Below are 23497 nucleotides of genomic sequence, written 5' to 3'. Positions count from 1 at the left end.
GGCCGTTTTTTCCGATAAATGACTCGTATGCGAGATACATGCATGCCAGTCTTCCGGCCATGGATCGGATCGAGGACTGCATCAGCTTTCTGACCGGCAAGGCCGCGCAGGCGGTGAGCCGGGCGGCACGCGACCGGCTGGCGCCCCATGGGGTGACCCCGGTGCAATATGCCGTGCTTCAGGTGTTGTGGGAACATGACGGCCTGAACGGGGTGGAGATCGGCCAGCGGCTGGTGCTGGACAGTGCCACCGCCACCGGCGTCATCGAGCGCCTGGTGAAGCAGGGGCTGGTGGTCCGCCGGCCCGATCCGCGCGACCGTCGGGTCAACCGCCTGTCTTCCACACCGGCGGCCGAGGCGCTGCGACCGGTGTTACAGGCCGAGATGGCGGCGCTGAACCAGGATGTCCGCGCGTTGCTGGGCGCCGGTGCCGTGCGGCTGTGGCCGCTGCTGCGCCAGCTTGCGGGCCTGTCACCCACTGATCCGGAGCATACCGGCCCATGACTGCCGCGACCCCTGCACCCGATGCCCCCGCCGATAACGATGCCGCCCCGGAGCGCGCGCTGGTCTTCGACACCAAGATCGCTCTGGTGATCCGCGAGGATCTGGCGGTGTGGCAGAAGCTGAACGTGACCGCCTTTCTGATGAGCGGCGTGGTCGGCGCCAACCCCGAGATCATCGGCGCGCCCTATCGTGATGCCGCCGGCCATGTTCATTCAAGCCTGTCGGTCCAGCCGGTGATCGTGCTGGCGGCGGATGCGGCGACCATGGCCACCATCCACCGTCGCAGCCTGGAACGCGGCGTGGCGACGGCGCTGTATATCGAGGAGATGTTCAGCACCGGCCATGACGCCGCCAACCGCGCGGTCTTCGCCGAACACGCCCCCGACACGGCCAGGGTGGTGGGGCTGGGCCTGCGCGCCGAGCGCCGCGTGGTCGACCGGATCACCAAGGGCGCGCGCATGCACCCGTGAGGACGCTTGCATCCGTGGGGAGGATGGGCGCGCCCCGGCCGCGCCGGATGACCGGGGCGGATGGCCGGGGCGGAGGCACCCGGTCAGGCCGGCAGATCCTGTTCCGGGGCGCCCGCGAACAGCGCCGCGCGCGGGGTCTGGACCAGGGTCTGATAGCGGTCGAACTGGACCAGAACATCGGCGATCAACTGGTCGCGGGTCAGGCCATAGACGTCATAGCCACGGCTGCCATCGCTGAATATGGTGCGCGCCTCGTGCCGCAATTCGGGGCGTGTGGCATCCATGACGGTCATCGCCGGCAGCTTATGGGAGGCGAGCCCGACGCCATAGAGGAAGTTCCGCACCCCTTCTGCCGGCGCCACCAGACTGACGATGCCGGTCTCGGCGTCGCGTTCGATGGTGGCGGCGCGGCCGCTCCTCTCCAGCTCCGCCGCCACGGCCGCCAGCGCCTCGGTGGCGGTGGTGTCGATGAAGCGGCGGATGTCGGCTTCGTCGGGCGTGTGCAGGATGTGGGCCAGCCGGCGTTTCCAGCCGACCTCCACCGCCGGCATCGCCACGGCGGCCGGCGCCGAGATGCCGGCCAGATCGGCGGTCATGCCCCGGAACAGCCCCCAGCACAGCAGCAGCATCACCACGGCGAAGGGCAGGGCGCTGGCGATGGTGGCGGTTTGAAGCGCCGAGAGCCCGCCGGCCAGCAGAAGCACCGCTGCCACCACGCCTTCCATCGCGCACCAGAACACGCGTTGCAGCGCCGGCGTATCGGTGGCGCCGCCGGCGGCGATGGTGTCGACCACCATCGAGCCTGAATCCGACGAGGTGACGAAGAACACCGTCACCAGCAACACCGCCAGCACCGAGGTGATGCTGCTCAATGGCAGATATTCCAGGAAGCGGAACAGCGCCACCGACAGGTCATCGGCCACCGCCGCGGCCAGTGCGCCGTCGGCGACCATGGTGTCGATATACATGGCGGTGTTGCCGAACACGGTCATCCACAGGAAGGTGAAGCCCAGCGGCACGAACAGCACCGCGACCACGAATTCGCGCACCGTTCGCCCGCGCGAGATGCGGGCGATGAACATGCCGACAAAGGGCGACCAGGAAATCCACCATGCCCAATAAAACAGCGTCCAGGATTCGATCCACGACCGCGGCTCATAAGCATAAAGGTTGAAGCTCTTGATCAGGAAATTGTCCAGGTAGATGCCGATATTCTGGACGAAGGCCCGCAGGATATAGGTGGTGGGGCCGACGGCGAGCACGAACAGCATCAACGTGACCGCCAGCACCAGATTGGTCTCGCTGAGGATGCGCACGCCGCGGTCCAGGCCGCTGATGACCGAGAGGGTGGCGACACAGGTGACACCGGCGATCAGCACCACCTGCACGGTGGACGAAACCTCAAGTCCGGTCAGATGGTTGAGCCCGGCATTGATCTGAAGCACGCCGAAACCCAGCGAGGTGGCGATGCCGAACACCGTGCCGCAGATCGCGAAGATGTCGACCGCGTGACCGATCGGGCCGTTGATCCGCTCCTTCAGCAGCGGATAGAGCCCGGAGCGGATGGTCAGCGGCAGATTGTACCGGTATCCGAAATAGGCCAGTGACAGCCCGACGATCGCATAGATGCCCCAGGCATGCAGGCCCCAGTGGAAGAAGGTGATGTTCATCGCCGAGCGCTGGGCATCGAAGGATCGCGGCTCCACCACCGGCGGGCTGCTGAAATGGGTCATCGGCTCGCCGACCGCGAAGAACATCAGACCGATGCCCATGCCGGCCGCGAACAGCATCGCCACCCACGAGGTGTAGCGGAAATCGGGGGTCGAATCGTCCGGTCCCAACTTCAGCCGGCCGAATCGGCTGATGCCCATGAACAGCGCCACACCGACGAAGATCGAGACCGACAGGATGTAGAACCAGCCGAATCGCGACAGGATTTCAGATTGTAAGACGCTGAAAAAGGATTCGAGTGTCTCGGGCATCGCGGCCCCTGATGCCACGAAGACCAGAATGATGAAGGCGGCGCCGAAAAATACCGGCGGATTGATCGTCATCCGTTGCATGATTTTGTCCTGCATGGTGGCGCTCCGCCATAACGCTACAGGAACGTGGGCCACCATGCGACAACTGATGTGTCATGATGTCGCAGCATCGGCTGGCCGCGCCCGCGAATGACACGACTGGTGTCCATTTGGTGTCGGGTGCCCAGACAGGTTACGTCTGATTGACATCATAGTCATTTCATGAGGTCATAAGAGCCAGTGAAAGTGCCATTGGCATCCGCCAGGCAAAATACAATGAGGTTATATCGATATGAACCGGAATATTCTTTATGTCGTCATCGGTGTTCTTGCCGTCGCGGCGATTGGACTTGGCTATCAGTATTATCAGGAAAGCCAGAAGACCAGTGGCGTCGAGGTGAATGTCGGCGAGGGCAGCCTGTCGGTGGAAACCAAGTAAGGCGGCGCCCCTCAGGCGCTGTCGCCGTCAATCTCGGCGAGCAGCCCGGTGGCACGGTCCAGATCGTCATCGGCGCAAACGATGATGCCGGCGGCGCTCAGCGCGGCCGCCGTCAACCCGTCGCCCGCGATCAGCCGGCCCGAGAAACTGCCGTCATAGACCAGCCCCGCGCCGCATGAGGGGCTGCGCGCCTTCAGCAGCGCCAGTCGCGCCCCGGCGCGGCGCGCGGTTTCCACAGCGAGCGCGGCGCCGGTCGCGAACGCCGCCGTGACATCAGCACCGGTCGCGTCGATCACCGCCCGCCCGCCCGCGCCATCGGTCACATGCCCGGTTGGCACAAGCTCGGCCGGCGGGCGCGGGGTCGGCAGCCCGCCGGCGATTTCCGGGCAGAGCGGGATCAGCCGCCCGGCGGCCTGAAGCCGGTCGATCAGCGGATGCGGCCGGGCAGCGCCTCGGCCATCGAAACGCACCGGCCTGCCCAGAAGGCAGGCCGATATCAAGACGGGTGTCAGTGTTGGCGGCGGTGTTGCCACGGTCGATATCCCCCCGGATCAGGCGGCCTCTCGGGTCAGCCCGTCGACCAGGGCCACGATGTCGGCCATGATCTGGGTGATCTCGAAGTCCTTGGGGGTGTAGACCCGGGCGACACCGGCGGCCTTCAGCTTGCGCGCGTCCTCGTCGGGGATGATGCCGCCCACGATCACCGGCACGTCGTCGAGCCCGGCCTCGGCCATGCGGCGCATGACATCGGCGACCAGCTCGTTATGACTGCCCGACAGGATCGACAGGCCGACCACATGAACGCTTTCCTCAAGGGCGGCGTTGACGATCTGGGCGGGGGTCAGGCGGATGCCTTCATAAACCACCTCCATACCGCAATCGCGGGCCTTGAGCGCGATCTGCTCGGCGCCGTTGGAATGGCCGTCGAGGCCCGGCTTGCCGACCAGGAATTTCAGCCGCCGGCCCAGCCGTGCCGACAGCGCGTCAACCGCCTCGCGGACCTTGTTGGTCTGGCTGCGATCGCCGCGCGCCTCCACCACGCTGCCGCCGACACCGGTGGGGGCGCGATACTCGCCGAAAATCTCGCGCAGCGCGCCGGCCCATTCGCCGGTCGTCACCCCGGCATGGGCGCAGGCGATGGAGCTTTCCATGATGTTGCGGCCTTCCTTGGCCGCGCGGGCAAGCTCGCCCAGCGCCGCCTCGGCGGCCTTGGCGTCGCGGGCCTCGCGATGAGCGCGCAGCTTTTCGATCTGTCGGCGCTCAACCCCTTCATCAACCACCATGATGCTGCCATCTGCACCGGTGGTCAGCGGCGAGGGCGCGGTCTCGACGAACTTGTTCACGCCGACGACGATCTGCTCGCCGTTCTCGATCGCGGCGACCCGGTTGGCATTGGCCTCGACCAGCCGCTGCTTCATATAGCCGCTTTCCACCGCCGCCACGGCGCCGCCCATCTCGTCGATGCGGGCAAGCTCGGCGCGGGCGCCCTCTTTCAATTCGCCGACCTTGGCCGCCACCACGGGCGAGCCGTCGAACAGATCGCCATATTCCAGCAGGTCGGTTTCCATCGCCACGATCTGCTGCAGGCGCAGCGACCATTGCTGGTCCCAGGGGCGGGGCAGGCCCAGCGCCTCGTTCCAGGCCGGCAACTGCACGGCGCGGGCGCGGGCGTTCTTCGACAGCACCACCGCCAGCATTTCCAGCAGGATGCGATAGACGTTGTTTTCAGGCTGCGGCTCGGTCAGGCCCAGCGAGTTCACCTGCACGCCATAGCGGAAGCGGCGGAACTTCTCGTCGGTCACGCCATAGCGTTCAAGGGTCAGCTCGTCCCAAAGCTCGGTGAAGGCGCGCATCTTGCAAAGCTCAGTGACGAAACGCACCCCGGCATTGACGAAGAAGCTGATCCGCCCCACCACCTGGGCCAGATCTTCCGCCGGCACCTGGCCGCCATTGCGGACCTCGTCGAGCACCGCGATCGCGGTCGCCAGCGCATAGGCCAGTTCCTGTTCAGGCGTGGCCCCCGCTTCCTGAAGGTGATAGGAACAGACATTGGTCGGGTTCCACCTGGGCAGTTCCCGATAGGTGAAGGCGATGGTGTCGGCGATCAGCCCCAGGCTGGGCTTGGGCGGAAACACATAGGTGCCGCGCGACAGATATTCCTTGATGATGTCGTTCTGGGTGGTGCCCTGAAGGCTGGCCCGCGACACGCCCTGACGCTCGGCGGTGGCGATATACAGCGACAGCAGCCAGGCGGCGGTCGCGTTGATCGTCATCGAGGTGTTCATGCGGTCGAGCGGGATGCCGTCGAACAGGGTCATCATGTCGCCGATATGGCCGATCGGCACGCCGACCTTGCCCACCTCACCCCGGGCCAGGATATGATCGGCGTCATAGCCGGTCTGGGTCGGCAGGTCGAAGGCGACCGACAGGCCGGTCTGGCCGCGCGACAGATTGGTCCGATAAAGCGTGTTGCTCTCCTCGGCGGAGGAATGGCCGGCATAGGTGCGCATCAGCCACGGTTTATCGCGGCGCGGCATGGCGCTGTTTGCCTGTTCCGCTGCGGAAATTGGCTGTTTCGGCATCTTTTCGTCCTGTCCTGGCGGGGTTCTGTGTCGAATCTTACCCTAAGGGCGCCCCATTGGAAATAAGCCCATATTTTGCGCCGCAAAAAAGGGCTTGAAAATCCCTTATATCCGGAAAATCATGAACGGCAACCGGGAAAGCGCCGGTCGTGATCGGGCCGCTGCGTGCGACCGTACCGCGCATGGCGCTCCCGCAGGCGGTTGAACCAGCCGCTGCCCCCACCGGTTCCGTACCGGCCCTGCCGATCCGCCCGTCTCCCCGCGGGTGGCCGGCGGCCATGATGCGCCGGGCGGGGATGCCGGACGCGGGGAATGTCGGATGGGGCGACGCTGTCCGGCATGAACGACAGGACGGCATGAACGACAGGACAGTATGAACGACAGGGATGGCGGGCCAGGGCGGGGTGTCCGGGCCGGCAGTCTAGCAGAACCAGGCCAACGCACGAACAATACGTGCGGTTACGACAGTTCAGAGCGCCCCGGAGACGGGGTGCTGCCAGGAGGCCGCAGGCGCGTGGTGCCCCGATCGCGCGCCGCGGACGACCAAGGTCGAGAGACGTAAAACGAGGGCACGGTCTTCCCATGAACACTGACACCAACGTCGCCGAGGCGACCCGCAGCCAGCCGGTCAAGGCGCTCTATGAAGTCGGCGAGATTCCGCCGCTCGGTCATACCCCCGACCAGATGTATGCCTGGTGTATCCGCAAGGAACGCCACGGCAATCCCGACACCGCCATGCAGGTGGAGGTGGTGGAAACCCCCAAGGATCTGGCCGCGGACGAAGTGCTGGTCATGGTGATGGCGGCCGGCGTCAACTATAACGGTGTCTGGGCGGCGCTGGGCCGCCCGATCTCGCCGTTCGACGGCCACAAGGCGCCTTATCACATCGCAGGCTCCGACGCCGCCGGCATTGTCTGGGCGGTGGGATCGCGCGTGAAGCGCTTCAAGGTCGGCGACGAGGTCGTGGTTCACTGCAACCAGGATGACGGCGACGACGAAGAGTGCAATGGCGGCGATCCGATGTTCTCGCCGTCGCAGCGCATCTGGGGCTATGAGACGCCCGATGGCTCGTTCGCGCAGTTCTGCCGCGTGCAGTCGCGCCAGTTGATGCCGCGCCCGGCGCATCTGACCTGGGAGGAGAGCGGCTGCTATATGCTGACGCTCGCCACCGCTTATCGCATGCTGTTCGGCCATCGCCCGCACATCCTGCGCCCCGGCGACAACGTCCTGGTCTGGGGCGCCGCCGGCGGCCTGGGCTCGATGGCGTTGCAGTTGATCGCGACCGCCGGCGCCAACGGTATCGCGGTGATCTCGGAAGACAACAAGCGCGATTTCGTGCTCAGCCTGGGCGCCAAGGCCGCGATCAACCGCAAGAACTTCGATTGCTGGGGCCGCCTGCCCGAGGTCGACGATGTCGAGGGCTATAACGATTACGTCCGCCGGGTCCGTGCCTTCGGCAAGGCGATCTGGGACGTGACCGGCAAGGGCAACGACGTCGATTTCGTCTTCGAGCATCCGGGCGAGCAGACCTTCCCGGTCTCGACCTATGTGGTCAAGCGCGGCGGCATGGTGGTGTTCTGCGCCGGCACCACCGGCTATAACCTGACCATGGACGCCCGCTTCGTGTGGATGCGGCAGAAGCGCATTCAGGGCAGCCATTTCGCCAATCTGAAGCAGGCGGCGCAAGCCAACCGGCTGGTGATCGAGCGCCGGCTGGATCCGTGCATGTCGGAAGTGTTCTCGTGGGAGGACATCCCCGAGGCGCATATGAAGATGCTCCGCAACCAGCACAAGCCCGGCAACATGGCCGTGCTGGTCCAGGCGCCGCGCCCGGGCCTGCGGACCATCGAGGACGCCATCGAAGGCTGATCCTCCGCCATCGCGCCTGGCCCGCCATGCCGCCGCCGGTCCGGAACGACGCTCCGGCCGGCGGGTGGCATGGCGGCCTTGCGCGACGATGGCGTCATGTGACCCGCTGTGATCCCGACCGCGCGGGGCTGGACAGGGCGCCCTGTTGCGCCATCTGTGAACCAGACGTCCACCACCCGCCCGGACGCCCCGCCGCCCGCACCGACCAAGTTCCGACCGGAGGTCTCTTCCCCCATGTCCGCTTCCACTTCGCTCGCCACCACCGCCGCCGATGACCTGTCGTCGGTGGTGATCGACGATCTGCTCGATCGCGCCGAACGGGCGCTGGCCACGGCCGAGGCCTATGCCGATGCGGTGCAGACCGCCGTGGGCGGGCTGGTGCGCGATGACGGCCGTGTCGATGGCGGCAGGCTCGATGCCAATCAGCACGCGGTGCACGGTCTGGCCTGGGTCGCGACCTATGTCGAGGCGCTGCGCCAGATGCTGGGCTGGGCCCGGCGGCTGGAGGCAGATGGTCGGTTGGGGATGCTGGAACGGCTGATGCTTCAGGCGGCGTTCGGCGAATATCTGGCGCAACTGGCCGGCGGTCTGCCGATGTCGCAGGGCGAGATGGTGCGCCCGGCCGATTTCGGCCTGACGGCCGAGGCGGCGGCTCTGGGGCAGGGCGATGCCGGCGTGCTCGCCGCGGGCGGCAACACCGCCGCCGTGCGCGGCGCGCTGGCCGCTCTGATCGCCGATGGCCATTTCGGCGATCTGGGGCTGGAAGACGACACCCTGCTGATGATCCGCGACCAGTTCCGTCGCTTCGTCGAGGAAAAGGTCGTGCCCTTCGCCCATGACTGGCACAAGGCCGACGTGCTGATCCCGATCGAGGTCGTGGAGCAGATGGCCGAGCTTGGCGTGTTCGGCCTGACGGTGCCCGAGGAATTCGGCGGTCTGGGCATGACCAAGGTCGCCATGTGTCTGGTGACCGAGGAATTGTCGCGCGGCTATATCGGTGTCGGCTCGCTGGGCACCCGATCCGAGATCGCGGCCGAACTGATCCGCCTGGGCGGCACCGAAGACCAGAAGCAGCATTTCCTGCCCAAGCTCGCCTCGGGCGAGATCCTGCCGACGGCGGTGTTCACCGAGCCCGGCACCGGATCGGATCTGGGCAGCCTGAAGACCCGCGCCACGCTGAACGGCGATGCCTATACCGTCACCGGCAACAAGACCTGGATCACCCACGCCGCCCGCGCCGATCTGATGACCCTGCTGGTCCGCACCGATCCGGCCACGAAGAATTATGCCGGCCTGTCGATGATGCTGGCCGAAAAGCCGCGCGGCACCGATGCCGAACCATTCCCGGCCCAGGGCATGAGCGGCGGCGAGATCCGGGTGCTGGGTTATCGCGGCATGAAGGAATACGAGATCGGCTTCGACGATTTCCAGGTGCCGGCGGCCAACCTGCTGGGCCGGGTGGAGGGCCAGGGCTTCAAGCAACTGATGGCGACGTTCGAAAGCGCCCGCATCCAGACCGCCGCCCGCGCGGTGGGCGTTGCCCAGTCGGCGCTGGAGATGGGCCTGCGCTATGCCCATGAGCGGGTGCAGTTCAGCAAGCCGATCTATGCCTTCCCGCGGGTGTCGTCGAAGCTGGTCTGGGCGGCGGTGGAGATTATGATCGCCCGCCAATTGACCTATTTCTCGGCGCGCGAGAAGGACAGCGACCGGCGCTGCGACCTTGAGGCCGGCATGGCCAAGCTGCTGGCGGCCCGCGTCGCCTGGGCCACGGCCGACAACGCCGTGCAGGTCCATGGCGGCAATGGCTATGCCGAGGAGTATCCGATCAGCCGGGTGCTGTGCGATGCCCGCATCCTGAACGTGTTCGAGGGCGCGGCCGAGATCCAGGCGCAGGTTATCGCCCGCCGCCTGCTTGGCTGATCTGCGCGCGGCGGTTTCCGGTGCCGGTAGATCGGCCGGCGCCCCCCCTGTCAGACCCGGTCAGCCGGAACCATATTGAGGCTCATGGATATGTCGGGTGTGATGTCGGTGCTGATCGTGGTCGCGATGGTCGCCACGGCCGCCGTTCTGATGGTCGGGGTGATGTCGATGCTTGTCGGCGGCCGCTTCAACCAGAAATACTCAAACAAGCTGATGCAGTGGCGGGTGGGGCTTCAGGGCCTGGCGATCGTGCTGGTGCTGCTGTTTCTGCTGATGTCCGGGCGCTGATGCGCCCGACCGCCGCCGTCAGCGGGTAACCCCTTATCAATCAACGGAGCCTTCCCCCATGGTGCAGTTGACCCGGATCTATACCCGCGGCGGAGACCGGGGCGAGACCTCGCTCGGCGATGGCAGCCGGCGGCCCAAGGATGATCTGCGGGTGGCGTCCTATGGCACGGTCGATGAGGCTAATGGCGTGATCGGCCTGGTGCGTCAGCATGTCGATGCCGGCAGCGATGCCGATACCATGCTGATGCGCATCCAGAATGACATGTTCGATCTGGGCGCCGATCTGGCCTGCCCGGCGGGCGACGACCCGGTGAAGGAGGCACGCAGCCTGCGCATCCATCCGGCGCAGGTCGACCGGCTGGAAGCGGAGATCGACCAGATGAACGCCGAACTGGCGCCGCTGAAATCCTTCGTGCTGCCCGGTGGCACGCCGGCCGCCGCGTATCTGCATCTGGCACGCACGGTGGTGCGCCGCGCCGAGCGCGAGCTTGTCGAACTGATGCGATTGGAGCCGGTGAACGAGGCAGCCCTGCGTTATCTGAACCGCTTGTCGGACCATCTGTTCGTGATGGCACGGCATTTGAACGACAAAGGTGCCCGGGATGTGCTGTGGGTGCCGGGCGCAAACCGTTGATGTCGCGGTAAGCTGCGGCGTTCCTTGCATTTTCGAGAGGTGCCCCGAAATTGACTCCGCTGCATTGAGCGCCTAATGTGCGGTGGACTTGATCGGGGGGAACCGGCAGTCAGTGCATTTTCGGTCCTGGGGGCGCGCGCACGGCATCGGCCGTGGCCCTCAAGACAGGCATACGCACGGCCCCGGCCGCCTGTCGGAACAGCGAACCGTCCGGCTGTGGTCCCGCTGAGGGGGTCGGGCCGCTGCCCGGACGACGAAGAGCCGATGAAACCCAACTGGAGTCGGGAGATCTATGAAGGTACTCGTCCCCGTAAAGCGCGTGGTCGACTATAACGTCAAGGTCCGTGTCAAGGCTGACCAGACCGGCGTCGACCTCGCCAACGTCAAAATGTCGATGAACCCCTTCGACGAGATCGCAGTCGAGGAAGCCGTGCGGCTGAAGGAAGCCGGCAAGGCGACCGAGATCGTGGTGGTCTCCATCGGCCCCAAGGGCTCGCAGGAGCAGATCCGCACGGCATTGGCCATGGGCGCCGATCGCGGCCTGCTGATCGAGACCGACGACGAGGTTCAGCCGCTGGCGGTCGCCAAGCTGCTGAAGGCCGTGGTCGAGGCCGAACAGCCGCAGCTCGTGGTTCTGGGCAAGCAGGCGATCGACGACGACTCGAACCAGACCGGCCAGATGCTGGCGGCGCTGATGGGCTGGCCCCAGGGCACCTTCGCGTCCAAGGTGACGGTGGGTGACGGCGAGGTCGAGGTGATCCGCGAGATCGACGGCGGTCTTCAGACCGTGGCGTTGAAGCTGCCCGCGATCGTGACCACCGATCTGCGCCTGAACGAGCCGCGCTATGCCTCGCTGCCCAACATCATGAAGGCGAAGAAGAAGCCGCTCGATGCCAAGACCCCGGCTGATTTCGGTGTCGACATCGCGCCGCGTCTGAAGACGCTGAAGGTGTCGGAGCCGCCGAAGCGCAAGGGCGGCATCAAGGTGCCCGATATCGCGACGCTGGTCGACAAGCTGAAGAACGAGGCGGGGGTTATCTGACCATGGCTGTTCTTGTCATTGCCGATCACAACAACGCGACTCTGGGTGCGGCGACCCTGAATGCGGTCACCGCGGGCACCAGGCTGGGCGATGTCCATGTCCTGGTCGCCGGCAAGGATGCCGGTGCCGTGGCCGACGCCGCCGCCAAGGTGGCCGGCGTTGCCAAGGTGCTGCACGCCGAAGGCGACCAGTACGCGGCCAACCTGCCCGAGAATCTGGCACCGCTGGTCGTGGGCCTTGCCGACGGCTACAGCCACATCGTGGCCTCGGCCACCAGCGCATCCAAGAACGTGATGCCGCGCGTGGCCGCACTGCTGGATGTGGCGCAGATTTCCGAAGCGATCGAGATCGTGTCGGAAGACACTTTCGTGCGCCCGATCTATGCCGGCAACGCCCTCGCCACCGTCCAGTCGGGCGACAAGGTGAAGGTGCTGACGGTGCGCGGCACCGCCTTCAAGGCCGCCGAGGCCGAGGGTGGCTCCGCCACGGTCGAGAGCATTCAGGCGGCCGATGACGCGGCGGTCAGCCGCTTCGTGGGCGAGAGCCTGAGCAAGTCCGAGCGCCCGGAACTGGCTTCGGCCAAGATCGTGGTCTCGGGTGGCCGTGGCGTCGGCAGCTCCGACAACTTCAAGATCATCGAAGGCCTGGCCGATGCGCTGGGTGCGGCCGTCGGCGCCAGCCGCGCCGCCGTCGATGCGGGTTACGTGCCCAACGACTATCAGGTCGGCCAGACCGGCAAGGTGGTCGCACCGCAGCTCTATGTGGCGGTCGGCATCTCGGGCGCCATCCAGCATCTGGCCGGCATGAAGGACAGCAAGGTGATCGTTGCGATCAACAAGGACGAAGAGGCGCCGATCTTCCAGGTCGCCGATTACGGCCTTGTGGGCGATCTGTTCAAGATCGTGCCCGAGCTGACCGAGACGCTGAAGAAGTAACGCAACATTCAGCCGGCAGTCTGCCGGTTGTGTGAAAGAAAACCGAGCCCGGCGTGATGTCTTGCGCAATCTTCGAAAAGAAGATTGCACATGGCATCGCTCCGGGCTGTCAAGTCGAAGAAGGTGCGGTCCTCATGATCAGGAAGATCGGCGTCATCGGGGCGGGCCAGATGGGCCGCGGCATCGCGCATGTCTGCGCGCTTGCCGGCTACGAGGTCACGATGGTCGATATCTCCGAGGCTCAGCTGGCGAAGGGCCTGGACCGGATCGAGCAGGCGCTCGACCGGCAGGTGTCGCGCAGCGAGATCGAGCCCGGGGACAAGCCCGCCGCTTTGTCCAGGATCAAGCCGCAGGTCGGCTATGCCGACTTCGACGATCTGGATCTGGTGATCGAGGCGGCGACCGAGGACGAGAGTCTGAAGCGCAAGATTTTCGCCGACATCCGCGATATCGTGAAGGATGAGGTGATCGTCGCGACCAATACCTCGTCGCTGTCGATCACGCGGCTGGCGGCGGCAATGCGCCACCCGGAAAAGTTCATGGGCATGCATTTCATGAACCCGGTGCCGCGCATGCAGCTTGTTGAGCTGATCCGGGGTATCGCCACCGACAATCCGACCTATGAGGTCGTCCGCGAGCTGGTGTTCAAGCTCGACAAGACCCCGGCGGTCTCGGAAGACTTCCCGGCCTTCATCGTCAACCGCATCCTGCTGCCGATGATCAACGAGGCGATCTATACCCTGTATGAGGGCGTGGGCACCGTCGAGGCGATCGACACCGCCATGAAGCTGGGCGCCAACCACCCGATGGGGCCGCTTGAACTGGCGGATTTCATCGGCCTGGACACCTGCCTGTCGATCATGCAGGTGCTGTATGACGGCCTGGCCGACAGCAAGTATCGCCCCTGCCCGCTGCTGGTGAAATATGTCGAGGCCGGCTGGCTGGGCCGCAAGACCGATCGCGGCTTCTATGACTATCGCGGCGACGTGCCGGTGCCGACCCGCTGAGCGGCGACGCATCACCGTTATGATATCCGCCGGCGGCGCGCAGTGCGTGCCGCCGGCGTTTCCATGGCAGCCGGCGCCCGGCCGGCGATCAGTCGTTGTCGGCCGGCTGTCCCAGAGCGGCCACGGCATCGATCAGTGCCACGCCTTCCGGTTCGTCCCAATGGGCGATGCCCACCAGCCGCGCCACTTCACGGCCCTGGCGGTCGATGATCAGGGTGGTCGGCAGGCCGGCGACCTGAAGCGCGCCCAGAGTCTTCATCGACTTGTCGATGGTGACGTCCAGACCGGTGAGTTGCAGCCGGTCCAGGAAGGGTGCCACGACCGCGGCGCCGCCCTGGTCTGCCGCCACCGCGAGCACGGTGAAGTCGGGGCCGCCACGGCTGGTCTGAAGCCTGAGCAGCGCCGGCATCTCTTCGATGCAGGGCGCGCACCATGTGGCCCAGAGGTTGAGCAGGACCACCCGGCCGCGATACGCGTCGAGACCGACCGGGCTGCCGTCAAGACGGGTCATCGGCAGATCGGGCAGCGGTTTCGGCGTATCATGGACGGCGAGCTTGGCAAGACTGCCGCGTGCAAGCGCCTGATCCAGCCCTGCCGGCTTGTCGCCGGGGCCGAAGCCGCGGTAGATAAGGACACCGGCCGCGATGACGACGATGGCGGCGATGATGGCGATGACGGGCTTTTTCATGGCGGGGGTATCTGGCCTCCGGGGATGTCCGTGCCTGCAAGGAGCCTTGAAGCAAGATGACCAGCGACAGCAAGGGCGGCGCCGGCCGCGCGAGCGGCGTGATGATGTGGGGCGGACATTTCGACAGCGCGCCCTCGGATCTGATGCAGGAGATTAATGCCTCCATCGATTTCGACAAGCGCCTCTATGCCCAGGACATCGCCGGATCGCGCGCCCATGCCCGGATGCTGGGCGCCCAGGGCATCCTGTCGGATGAGGATGTGCAGGCGATCGATGGCGGTCTGGATCAGGTTCTGGCCGAAATCGAGGGCGGCGATTTTCCGTTCAGCCGCGCGCTCGAAGACATCCACATGAATGTCGAGGCGCGGTTGACCGAGCTGATCGGCGATGCCGGCAAGCGTCTGCACACCGGCCGGTCGCGCAACGATCAGGTGGCGACCGATTTCCGCCTGTGGCTGCGCGACATGCTCGACCGTTTCGATATCCAGCTGCGCGACCTTCAGGCGGCGCTGATCGAGCGCGCCGAGCAGCATGCCGAGACGGTGATGCCCGGCTTCACCCATCTGCAGACCGCCCAGCCGGTGACGCTGGGCCATCATTTCCTGGCCTATGTCGAGATGTTCGGGCGCGATCGTGGCCGGATGACCGATGCCCGTCGGCGGCTGAACGAAAGCCCGCTGGGCTCGGCGGCGCTGGCCGGCACTTCGTTTCCGATCGACCGGCATATGACCGCGACCGCACTCGGCTTCGACCGGCCGATGGCCAATTCGCTGGATGGCGTGTCGGCGCGTGATTTCGCGCTGGAATTCCTGGGGGCCGCCACGATCTGCGCCACCCATCTGTCGCGCATCGCCGAAGAGCTGGTGATCTGGTCGTCGGCGCCGTTCCGCTTCGTGCGGATGTCGGATGCCTATACCACCGGCTCGTCGATCATGCCGCAGAAGCGCAACCCCGATGCGGCCGAACTGGTCCGGGCGAAGGTCGGCCGGATCATGGGCGCGCAGGTGACGCTGATGACGGTGATGAAGGGCCTGCCGCTGGCCTATTCCAAGGACATGCAGGAAGACAAGGAACCGACCTTCGATGCGGTCGACGCCCTGTCGCTGGCGGTGCAGGCGACCACCGGCATGATCCGCGACCTGACCGTGAACCCCGACGCGATGCGTGCCCAGGCGGCCGGCGGCTATTCCACCGCCACCGATCTTGCCGACTGGCTGGTGCGTTCGGCGGGGCTGCCGTTCCGCGAGGCCCATCACCTGACCGGCCGGGTGGTGCGTGCGGCCGAACAGCGGGGCTTGAGACTGGACGAGTTGACGGCGGAGGATCTGGCGGCGGTCGATGCCCGTATCGGCGCCGAGGCAATGGCGGTGCTGACCGTCGATGCCTCGGTCCGCAGCCGCACGTCTTACGGCGGAACCGCGCCTGAGGGCGTGCGCGCCCGCGCGGCCGATGCAAGGGAGCGTTTCCTGTGACCCGGATTTCTGTTGCCCCGGCCGCCATGGACGGCCCCCGGCGGATGCTGCGACACGCGGCTGTCGCCGTGATGCTGGCGCTGGCACTGACGGCCTGCGGCAAGAAGGGCACGCCGGTGCCGCCGATGGCCGTGGCGCCGGATGGCACCGTCGATCGCGACACGCTGCCGGATTACACGCCCGAGAACGACCCGCGCTCGCTGATGACACCCGGCCGGATCAACGGCCCGGGCCTCGGCGTCCCGCCTTATTGAGGACCGGACCGCATGGACCATTTCGAGTATCGCGCGGGCCGTCTTCATGCCGAAGACGTGCCGCTTGAGCGGATCGCTGCCGAAGTCGGCACGCCGGTGTATGTCTACTCGCGGGCGACCCTGACCCGGCACGCCCGGGTGTTCCGCGATGCCCTGGCGGGCCGCATCGCGCCCCATGGGCGGGCGCCGCTGATCTGCTATGCCGTCAAGGCCAATGGCAATCAGGCGGTGCTGAGGATATTGGCAGCCGAGGGCTATGGCGCCGACGTGGTCTCGGCCGGCGAGATGAAGCGGGCGCTGGCGGCCGGCATCCCGGCGGAAAAGATCGTGTTCTCAGGCGTTGCCAAGACCGACGGCGAGATCCGGGCGGCGCTTGAGGCCGGCATTCTGCAGTTCAATGTCGAGAGCGACGCGGAACTGGATGCCATCGACCGGGTGGCCGGCGCCATGGGGCAGATCGCCAAGGTGTCGCTGCGCATCAACCCCGATATCGATGCCGGCACCCATGCCAAGATCACCACCGGCAAGGCCGACAACAAATTCGGCATCGCCTGGGACCGGGCCCCGGATGTCTATGCCCATGCCAGCCGGCTGGCCCATATCGAGGCGACCGGCATCGATCTGCATATCGGATCGCAGCTATCGAAGCTGGAACCGTTCGAGGCGGCCTTCACCCGCACGGTGGGGCTGGTCCGCAGCTTGCGCGCCGCCGGCCATCCGATCCGCCATCTGGATCTGGGGGGCGGGCTGGGCATCCCCTATGACGACGAGACGCCGCCAGCGCCCGAGGCCTATGCCGACATGGTCGCCCGGGTTACCGGCGATCTGGATCTGCAACTGATTTTCGAGCCGGGCCGGGTGATCGTGGGTAATGCCGGGCTGATGATGTCGCGGGTGGTTTATGTGAAGGACACCGCGACCAGGCGGTTTCTGATCCTGGATGCCGGCATGAACGACCTGATGCGCCCGGCGCTGTATGACGCCTATCACGAGGTGGTGGCCGTCAGCGAACCCGCAGCGGGTGCGCCGCGCACGCCGGTCGAAATCGTCGGGCCGGTCTGCGAGAGCACCGATGTCTTCGCCCGCGACCGGTTGATGCCGCCGCTCGATGCCGGCGATCTGGTGGCCTTCCGCTCGGCCGGCGCCTATGGCGCCACCATGTCGAACACCTATAACGCCCGCGAACTGGTGCCTGAGGTTCTGGTCGACGGCGACCGCTATGCGGTGATCCGGCCTCGCCAGAGCATCGAGGATCTGATCGCCATGGACCGGGTTCCCGACTGGTTGTAGGGGCCGACTGGTTGCAGTGGGGCTGGCTATCCGGCGGATGCCTCAGATCAGGGCATCCGCCGGCCGGATCGTGCCGACCTCGGCACCGGCCCAGGTGGTGACGCCGCGCCGGCCCCAGGGCGCCAGGGCTTCCAGATCGGCCGCATCCAGGGCGCCCAGCCGTGCCAGAACCGCGACCAGCGCGGTTTCGGCCGCACGCACGGCGCCATCCTCGACCTTCAGCGCAACGCCCAGCCCCAGTGCCGGCAGGGCGGCGGCATAGACGCCCTCGGCCCCTACCTTGGCCAATACCCGGCCGGGTGCGCGGCTGGCGATGGCCGAACACAGCCGGCCCTCGCCGGCGATCATATGTGGTGCCTGCCAGACCGCATCGGCCAACCGGCGCATCGCCGCCTGACGGACGGCCGCCTCACGCGATGGATCGGCGATGCGGGCAAAGGCCAGCGCCAGCGCCTGCAGGGGCATGGCGAACACCGGGATGCCGCAGCCGTCGATCCCTTCCGGGGCCGCATCGAGCGGATGGTCGCCAAGCTCGGCCAGGGCGTCGCGCCAACGCCGCTGCACCGGGTGGTCGCGATCGCCATAGTCGTCCATCGTCTCGCCCAATTGGCGGGCGGTGGTGAGGAAGCCGCAATGCTTGCCCGAGCAGTTGTTGTGGGCGCGCGACGGTACCCTGCCATCGTGGACCAGCGCGCGGGCGGCAGCCTCGTTCGTCGGCCAATGGGCGCCGCAGATCAGGTTGTCGACGCCAATGCCCAGCCGGTTGATCCAGACCTGAATCCGCTGAACATGGACCGGCTCGCCGCCATGGCTGGACTGTACCAGCGACAGATCGGCGGCCGACAGCCTCCATGAATCGGCGACGCCGCTCTCGATCAACTGCAGGGCCTGAATCGGCTTGGTGGCCGAGCGGGGATAGATCAGCCGCGCCGGATCGCCCACCGACAGCACCACCTGCCCGCGGGCGTTCACCACCGCCACGGAACCGCGATGCCGGCTTTCCACAAAGCCGCCGCGCACCACCTCGACCAGCACCGGATCGGTGTTCATGCCCAGACCATCCCCTCATGCACGCATCTGTTTGCCCGGCCACAATGCGCGAAGCCGCGACCGCGTTCAAGCGGACGGCCGACAAGGACGGCCATGGCGCGATCAGAAGCGGATGAAGGGGTTCAGCAGCCGGCCCAGGGTTCCGGTCAGGGTGATCGGCGCATCCAGCACCGCCAGGCACAGACACTCGCCGTCATCATGGGCGATCGGGCGATGGTCGACCGCGCCGGTCGAGATCGCGACGTCGCCGGGCAGGAAATCGCCGCTATGGTCGCGATAGCCGCCGGCCAGAACCATCAGCGCCTCGGTGCCCTTATGGGTGTGATGCGGCATGGCCCTCCCGGCGCCGATCTTCATCAGCACGGTGCGGGTGCCGGGCCGCCCCACCGCCAGATCGACCGTGTGCACGCCGGGGCCGCTCCACCGCCAGGGCAGCGCATCGGGCCGGGTGGGCAGATAGGCGAGCAATGGCCGGGGCAGGTGTCGCGTGTCGGCACCCGGTGGCGGCAGGCTGTCGAGGTCGATCCCATGGCGGCCGGTGGTGGCGCCATCGGGCGCATCATCGCCGGCCTCGGCATCCTCGGCATCGATGCGGGCGAACAGGCGCGACAGGGCATCGTCCGCGACCGGCACCGGCCGGGCCTCATCGAGCAGCGCGCCACCCACGCCGTCGAGCAGCCGCAAGGTCTCGCGGCAGGACGGGCAGAGCGCCGCATGGCAGGCCACCAGCAGCGCGTTCGCCTCGTCCAGCGTGCCGGCGGCATAATCCACCAGCCATGCCTCGGGCATATGATGTTGCGGACCGGTCATCCGGCGGTCTCCCATCGGGCCTTTGCCCGTCCTCGTCTGATACGCCATCACTGCACCGGACCCAATGTCTGGGCCAGCGCGACCCTGAGCTTGGAAAGGGCCAGACGCAGCCTGGACTTCACCGTGCCGAGCGGCAGATCCTCGGTTTCGGCGATGACGCTGTGGGATTTGTCCTCGAAGAAGGCCAGCTTCAGCAGGTGGGCCTGATCGTCGGGCAGGGTGGCGATGGCTGCCTTCAGCCGGACATGGTCCTGCCGATCGGAATAGGCGGTTTCGGCCGACGCCACCATGCCGTCGCCGGTCAGGGTCGGGTCGTCCAGCTCGATCCCTGGCCGTCGTTCCCGCCGCGACGCATCGATGCTGCGGTTGCGGGCGATGGTGAAGATCCAGGTGGACACCGATGCCTGACGCCGATCGAAGCGATCCGCCTTGCGCCAGACGATCAGCAGGGTTTCCTGGGTGATCTCTTCGGCGCGCCCGGCATCGAGGCCGCGGCGCATTAGGAACCCCTTCACGCGGGGCGCGAAATATCCGAACAGCTCGCCAAAGGCCCGGCGATCCTGATCGCGGGCGATCAGAACCATCAGGTCGGCCATGTGTTCGGATGCCGGGCGCGAGCCTTCGGAAGCCCCGCCACGACCGCTCGCCGTGGTCATGATGCCATCTAACAGAACTGTCGCGCGGGCCGCAAGCAGGCGCCGGGGCACGGGCCGGGATATCGTCTGGATCTGCACGCAGGTGTCGTCCGTCATGCGCCGGCCTTTCGGGCCATTCGTGGCTGTCGATACACTGCCGATACGATGTGGCGGCGGTTGCGGATCACACGATGCCCGGTCGCGCTGTTTATTCCGGCGTGCCAGGGGCGCCAAAACCGCCGACCAGGGTCGTACAACCCCCCGCAATATTTGACGCGGGCGCCCGTGCAGGCGCATATACCGGCCGAAGAGGAGACGCCGCGCGGACATGGCGGTTCGCAATGATCCGGGCCGCGTCCGCCACCCGCTGACTGCCTGATGGAGCCGAGGACGCGATGACCGAGATCACCACCGCCGCCGCAACGCGCGTCGAGAAGGACACGATGGGGTCGCTCGACGTGCCAGCCGATCGTTACTGGGGGGCCCAGACCCAGCGGTCGCTTCAGAATTTCAAGATCGGCGGCGAGAAGATGCCGGTGCCGCTGGTGCGCGCGCTGGGCACCCAGAAGCTGGCCTCGGCGCGGGTGAACATGGCGCTGGGCGTGCTGGACGCGAAGATTGGCGAGGCGGTCGCCGCCGCCGCCCAGGAAGTGGCCGACGGCAAGCTGGATGACCATTTCCCGCTGGTCGTGTGGCAGACCGGGTCGGGTACCCAGAGCAACATGAACGCCAATGAGGTGATCGCCAACCGCGCGATCGAGATGCTGGGTGGCGTGATCGGCTCGAAGACACCGGTGCATCCGAACGACCATGTCAATTGCGGCCAGTCGTCGAACGACACCTTCCCGACCGCCATGCATATCGCGGCGGCGGTCGAGGCCACGGGCCACCTGATCCCCAGCCTGCGCCATCTGCACAAGGCGCTGGCCGACAAGGCCGACGCCTTCGCCGAGATCATCAAGATCGGCCGCACCCACACCCAGGATGCCACGCCCCTGACGCTGGGCCAGGAATTCGGCGGCTATGCCCGCCAGATCGAATATGGCATCGCCCGGGTCGAGGGCTCGCTGGCGCGGGTTTACGAACTGGCGCAGGGCGGCACCGCGGTCGGCACCGGCCTGAATGCCAAGATCGGCTTCGCCGAGGCCTTCGCCGACGAGGTCGCCAAAATCACCGGCCTGCCCTTCATCACCGCGCCCAACAAGTTCGAGGCGCTGGCCGCCAATGACGCGCTGGTGGAGCTGTCGGGCGCGCTGAACGTGCTGGCGGCCAGCGTGATGAAGATCGCCAACGACATCCGCTTCCTGGGCTCCGGACCGCGGTCGGGCCTGGGCGAACTGCTGCTGCCGGAAAACGAGCCCGGCTCGTCGATCATGCCCGGCAAGGTCAACCCCACCCAGTGCGAGGCGTTGACCATGGTGGCGACCCAGGTGATGGGCAACCATGTGACGGTGACCGTGGCCGGATCGAACGGCCATTTCGAGCTGAACGTGTTCAAGCCGGTCATCATCTACAACGTGTTGCAGTCGATCCGGCTGCTGGGTGACGCGGCGGTCAGCTTCGCCGACAACTGCGTGGTCGGCATCGAGGCCAATACCGGCCGCATCGACGAGCTGATGCGCAATTCGCTGATGCTGGTGACGGCGCTGAACCCCTATATCGGCTATGACAACGCCGCCAAGGCCGCCAAGACCGCCCATAAGGAAGGCACCAGCCTGAAGACGGCGGTGGTGACGCTGGGCCTGCTGACCGAAGACGAGTTCGACCGCTATGTCGACCCGAAGCTGATGGTCGGCCCCAGCGCCTGACAGGCGGGGCCGACGACAAGGCCGGGCCGAAGACAGGCCGGGCCGATCCCCGACGGGGTGCACATCCGTCATGAAAACGGGCGGCACCGGGATACCGGCGCCGCCCGTTTTCATGTCGGCTTTTCCAGGCCGGCGCGATCTGCCGGCAGATCAGCGCAGCCGGATAAATCCGAGAAGCTCCGCAATGCGGGCGCGGTCGAGTGTCTCGTTCTGCGGCACGCAGAGATGGCCATCCATGAGGGTGGTGGACAGCGTGGCGGGCAGGGGGGGCGCCTGGGGTTCAGGTTCGGGTTCGGGCTTCGGCTCGGGCCGGGGCTCCGGCAGGGGCCGCGGGGCCGGATCGGGTGCCTCTGCCGTCTGTGTCACCGGTTCTTCGGGCTGTGTCTCGGTGGTGTCGCCGCCGAACAGGCGGGCGAAGAAATCGGCGACGGGGTCTGGTGCCGTCTCGGCCGCTGCTGCCGGCTCGGCTTCGGCGACCGGGTCAGGCTCGGGCGCCGGCGCGGGATCGGGGGTGGCATCCGCCGGTCGCCCTGCGTCATCGGCCCCGGCATCGCCATCGTCTGCGAACCAGCGCCCGATGCTCTCGAACAGCCCGCCCGGACTGTCGTCCGCCTCATCCGGCACGGCATCCTCTTCGGCCTTGGCCTCTGGTTCCGCCACCGCGTCTGGCTCTGCCACTGCTTCGGGCTCTGCCACAGGGGCGGCCTCGACCTCTGCGGCCGCGGGTTGATCGGCAAGCGCGGTCGAGAACAGCACGCAGCGGGCATTGGCGGTATCGGCCCGCACCCAGTCGAGCGGCGCCCGTGCATCGCCCAGCGTCACGGTCAACTGCCCCCGCTCGCCGATGGTATAGGCATAGCGCTGGAAATAGAGGGGCAGCGACGCCTCCAGCGCCGAGACGGGATCGCGGGGCACTGCATCGTCGCGTGTCGCCGGATCCGCACCACCGGCGGCGGCCGTGTCGGCATCGGTCAGCGCGCGGCGCGCCTGTTCGCTGCGGGTATTGCCCAGAAAGCCGCTGACCGCCGCGAATACCGCCTCGCCTTGCGGATCGGTGTCGCCCGCATTGCCTCCGGCGCCGCCGGCGATGCCGATCGGCCGGCCCTCGCCATCGCGGGTCACCGGCGCCGTGGTGTCAGCCGGTGCCGACAGGTCGAGCCCGGCCAGACGGGGATCGGCGGCGCGCACCGGAGCGAGAGCCGGGCGGCCGTCATCATTGCCGGCCGGCTGTGAAGGGGCGGCAGGGGTCGCGCGCGCATCGGCGACCGGCCGTTCCTCTGCATCTTCCTCCGTGTCATCTCCCGCCGGCTGATCATCCGGCGCATCGGTCAGGGCATGGCGGCTTTCCGGCGACAGCCGCTGCACGCGCAACTGGCCACGCGGCACCGCGCCATACAGATCACCATAATCGGCGATCGCCCGGTCATAGATGCCATAGGACTGAACTACGAAGCGCTGCGGCTGGTCGTCGAGCGCCGGCCAGTCGATCCGCACCGGCGACTGCCGTTCGCTCATCGCCCCATAGCGTGGCGGCACCATCTGATCGATCAGCGGCGCGCAGGCGGCAACGGGCATCAGCACCGACAGGGTCAGTGCCGCCCGGCTGCGGGATGGGCGCGGATGGCGCAACTGGTCCAATTGGCGGCATGGGCGGAATGGGCGCGAGGTGGTCATGATGGCTGAGGCCTCGGGTGGACGGCCGGCGCCGGATGATGGCGGGCATCGGGGGGAGTGACGACGGCCACAGCCGATCACGGGCGCGTGCGCGGGTCAAGGCCGG

Annotated in this window: 22 protein-coding genes; 14 read left to right on the top strand and 8 right to left on the bottom strand. The window is 66.9% G+C overall.

Annotation, left to right across the window (positions count from 1 at the left end):
* Window positions 1-38: 38 nt before the first annotated feature.
* Window positions 39-503, top strand: coding sequence for a MarR family winged helix-turn-helix transcriptional regulator (locus WG924_RS07730; RefSeq protein WP_345932440.1), 465 nt, complete (start codon window positions 39-41; stop codon window positions 501-503).
* Window positions 500-973, top strand: a complete 474-nt coding sequence (locus WG924_RS07725; RefSeq protein ID WP_345932439.1) for a DUF2000 family protein — start codon at window positions 500-502, stop codon at window positions 971-973. The genes WG924_RS07730 and WG924_RS07725 overlap by 4 nt, the downstream gene beginning before the upstream one ends.
* 83 nt (window positions 974-1056) lie before the next feature.
* Here the strand turns inward: WG924_RS07725 and WG924_RS07720 are convergent, their stop codons facing one another.
* Window positions 1057-3036 carry a BCCT family transporter gene (locus WG924_RS07720; RefSeq protein ID WP_345932438.1) on the bottom strand — a complete coding sequence of 660 codons (1980 nt, stop codon included), beginning with the start codon at window positions 3034-3036 and terminating at the stop codon, window positions 1057-1059.
* 250 nt (window positions 3037-3286) lie between these two features.
* On the opposite strand from WG924_RS07720, the gene WG924_RS07715 reads away from it, so the two are divergent.
* A complete protein-coding gene (locus WG924_RS07715) occupies window positions 3287-3433 on the top strand; it encodes a hypothetical protein (protein WP_345932437.1) in 147 nt (48 codons plus the stop codon).
* Window positions 3434-3444: 11 nt separating this feature from the next.
* Here the strand turns inward: WG924_RS07715 and WG924_RS07710 are convergent, their stop codons facing one another.
* Both WG924_RS07710 and WG924_RS07705 read right to left on the bottom strand, forming a co-directional pair.
* Window positions 3445-3966 carry a 2-thiouracil desulfurase family protein gene (locus WG924_RS07710; RefSeq protein WP_372044889.1) on the bottom strand — a complete coding sequence of 174 codons (522 nt, stop codon included), beginning with the start codon at window positions 3964-3966 and terminating at the stop codon, window positions 3445-3447.
* Window positions 3967-3984: 18 nt separating this feature from the next.
* Complete coding sequence (locus WG924_RS07705; RefSeq protein ID WP_345932436.1) at window positions 3985-6015, bottom strand: methylmalonyl-CoA mutase family protein; 2031 nt, start codon at window positions 6013-6015, stop codon at window positions 3985-3987.
* A gap of 582 nt (window positions 6016-6597) precedes the next feature.
* Between WG924_RS07705 and ccrA the strand changes: the two genes are divergently transcribed.
* The 7 genes from ccrA to WG924_RS07670 all read left to right on the top strand — a co-directional run bounded on the left by ccrA (window position 6598) and on the right by WG924_RS07670 (window position 13710).
* Window positions 6598-7884, top strand: a complete 1287-nt coding sequence (ccrA, locus tag WG924_RS07700) for a crotonyl-CoA carboxylase/reductase (protein ID WP_345932435.1) — start codon at window positions 6598-6600, stop codon at window positions 7882-7884.
* Between the two features lie 234 nt (window positions 7885-8118).
* Window positions 8119-9804, top strand: coding sequence for an acyl-CoA dehydrogenase family protein (locus WG924_RS07695; RefSeq protein WP_345932434.1), 1686 nt, complete (start codon window positions 8119-8121; stop codon window positions 9802-9804).
* 84 nt (window positions 9805-9888) lie between these two features.
* Window positions 9889-10092 (top strand): twin transmembrane helix small protein, encoded by a 204-nt coding sequence (locus WG924_RS07690; RefSeq protein WP_229707996.1) that lies wholly within the window; start codon window positions 9889-9891, stop codon window positions 10090-10092.
* A gap of 58 nt (window positions 10093-10150) precedes the next feature.
* Complete coding sequence (locus WG924_RS07685; protein WP_345932433.1) at window positions 10151-10726, top strand: cob(I)yrinic acid a,c-diamide adenosyltransferase; 576 nt, start codon at window positions 10151-10153, stop codon at window positions 10724-10726.
* 292 nt (window positions 10727-11018) lie between these two features.
* Window positions 11019-11768, top strand: coding sequence for an electron transfer flavoprotein subunit beta/FixA family protein (locus WG924_RS07680; protein WP_345932432.1), 750 nt, complete (start codon window positions 11019-11021; stop codon window positions 11766-11768).
* 2 nt (window positions 11769-11770) lie between these two features.
* A complete protein-coding gene (locus tag WG924_RS07675; RefSeq protein WP_345932431.1) occupies window positions 11771-12703 on the top strand; it encodes an electron transfer flavoprotein subunit alpha/FixB family protein in 933 nt (310 codons plus the stop codon).
* Between the two features lie 134 nt (window positions 12704-12837).
* Complete coding sequence (locus WG924_RS07670) at window positions 12838-13710, top strand: 3-hydroxybutyryl-CoA dehydrogenase (protein ID WP_345932430.1); 873 nt, start codon at window positions 12838-12840, stop codon at window positions 13708-13710.
* An 88-nt stretch (window positions 13711-13798) separates the two neighbouring features.
* Here the strand turns inward: WG924_RS07670 and WG924_RS07665 are convergent, their stop codons facing one another.
* Window positions 13799-14398, bottom strand: coding sequence for a TlpA disulfide reductase family protein (locus WG924_RS07665; RefSeq protein ID WP_345932429.1), 600 nt, complete (start codon window positions 14396-14398; stop codon window positions 13799-13801).
* Window positions 14399-14454: 56 nt separating this feature from the next.
* Here WG924_RS07665 and argH point away from each other — a divergent pair, with 56 nt between their 5' ends.
* Genes argH through lysA form a run of 3 tightly spaced genes read left to right on the top strand, consistent with a single transcriptional unit; the run spans window position 14455 to window position 17414 of the window.
* A complete protein-coding gene (argH, locus tag WG924_RS07660; RefSeq protein ID WP_345932428.1) occupies window positions 14455-15870 on the top strand; it encodes an argininosuccinate lyase in 1416 nt (471 codons plus the stop codon).
* Window positions 15867-16124, top strand: coding sequence for a hypothetical protein (locus WG924_RS07655; RefSeq protein WP_345932427.1), 258 nt, complete (start codon window positions 15867-15869; stop codon window positions 16122-16124). The genes argH and WG924_RS07655 overlap by 4 nt, the downstream gene beginning before the upstream one ends.
* Window positions 16125-16136: 12 nt before the next feature.
* The gene (gene lysA, locus WG924_RS07650) at window positions 16137-17414 is read left to right on the top strand and encodes a diaminopimelate decarboxylase (RefSeq protein ID WP_345932426.1); all 1278 of its coding nucleotides are present in this window, start codon (window positions 16137-16139) and stop codon (window positions 17412-17414) included.
* Window positions 17415-17456: 42 nt separating this feature from the next.
* Here the strand turns inward: lysA and WG924_RS07645 are convergent, their stop codons facing one another.
* The 3 genes from WG924_RS07645 to WG924_RS07635 form a co-directional block, all read right to left on the bottom strand.
* A complete protein-coding gene (locus WG924_RS07645) occupies window positions 17457-18464 on the bottom strand; it encodes an asparaginase (protein WP_345932425.1) in 1008 nt (335 codons plus the stop codon).
* A 102-nt stretch (window positions 18465-18566) separates the two neighbouring features.
* Window positions 18567-19274 carry a ChrR family anti-sigma-E factor gene (locus tag WG924_RS07640; RefSeq protein WP_345932424.1) on the bottom strand — a complete coding sequence of 236 codons (708 nt, stop codon included), beginning with the start codon at window positions 19272-19274 and terminating at the stop codon, window positions 18567-18569.
* A 47-nt stretch (window positions 19275-19321) separates the two neighbouring features.
* Window positions 19322-19930, bottom strand: a complete 609-nt coding sequence (locus tag WG924_RS07635; RefSeq protein WP_345932423.1) for a sigma-70 family RNA polymerase sigma factor — start codon at window positions 19928-19930, stop codon at window positions 19322-19324.
* Between the two features lie 374 nt (window positions 19931-20304).
* On the opposite strand from WG924_RS07635, the gene fumC reads away from it, so the two are divergent.
* Entirely contained in the window at window positions 20305-21717 is a 1413-nt protein-coding gene (fumC, locus tag WG924_RS07630; RefSeq protein WP_345932422.1) for a class II fumarate hydratase, read from the top strand.
* Window positions 21718-21867: 150 nt separating this feature from the next.
* Here fumC and WG924_RS07625 read toward each other — a convergent pair whose 3' ends face one another.
* On the bottom strand, window positions 21868-23391 hold the full coding sequence (locus WG924_RS07625) for a hypothetical protein (RefSeq protein WP_345932421.1): 1524 nt from the start codon (window positions 23389-23391) through the stop codon (window positions 21868-21870).
* Between the last annotated feature and the right edge of the window lie 106 nt (window positions 23392-23497).

It is taken from the genome of Tistrella arctica (assembly GCF_039630945.1).
In the GTDB taxonomy this organism is placed as follows: domain Bacteria; phylum Pseudomonadota; class Alphaproteobacteria; order Tistrellales; family Tistrellaceae; genus Tistrella; species Tistrella bauzanensis.
This window is presented reverse-complemented; position numbering and strand designations above follow the sequence as displayed.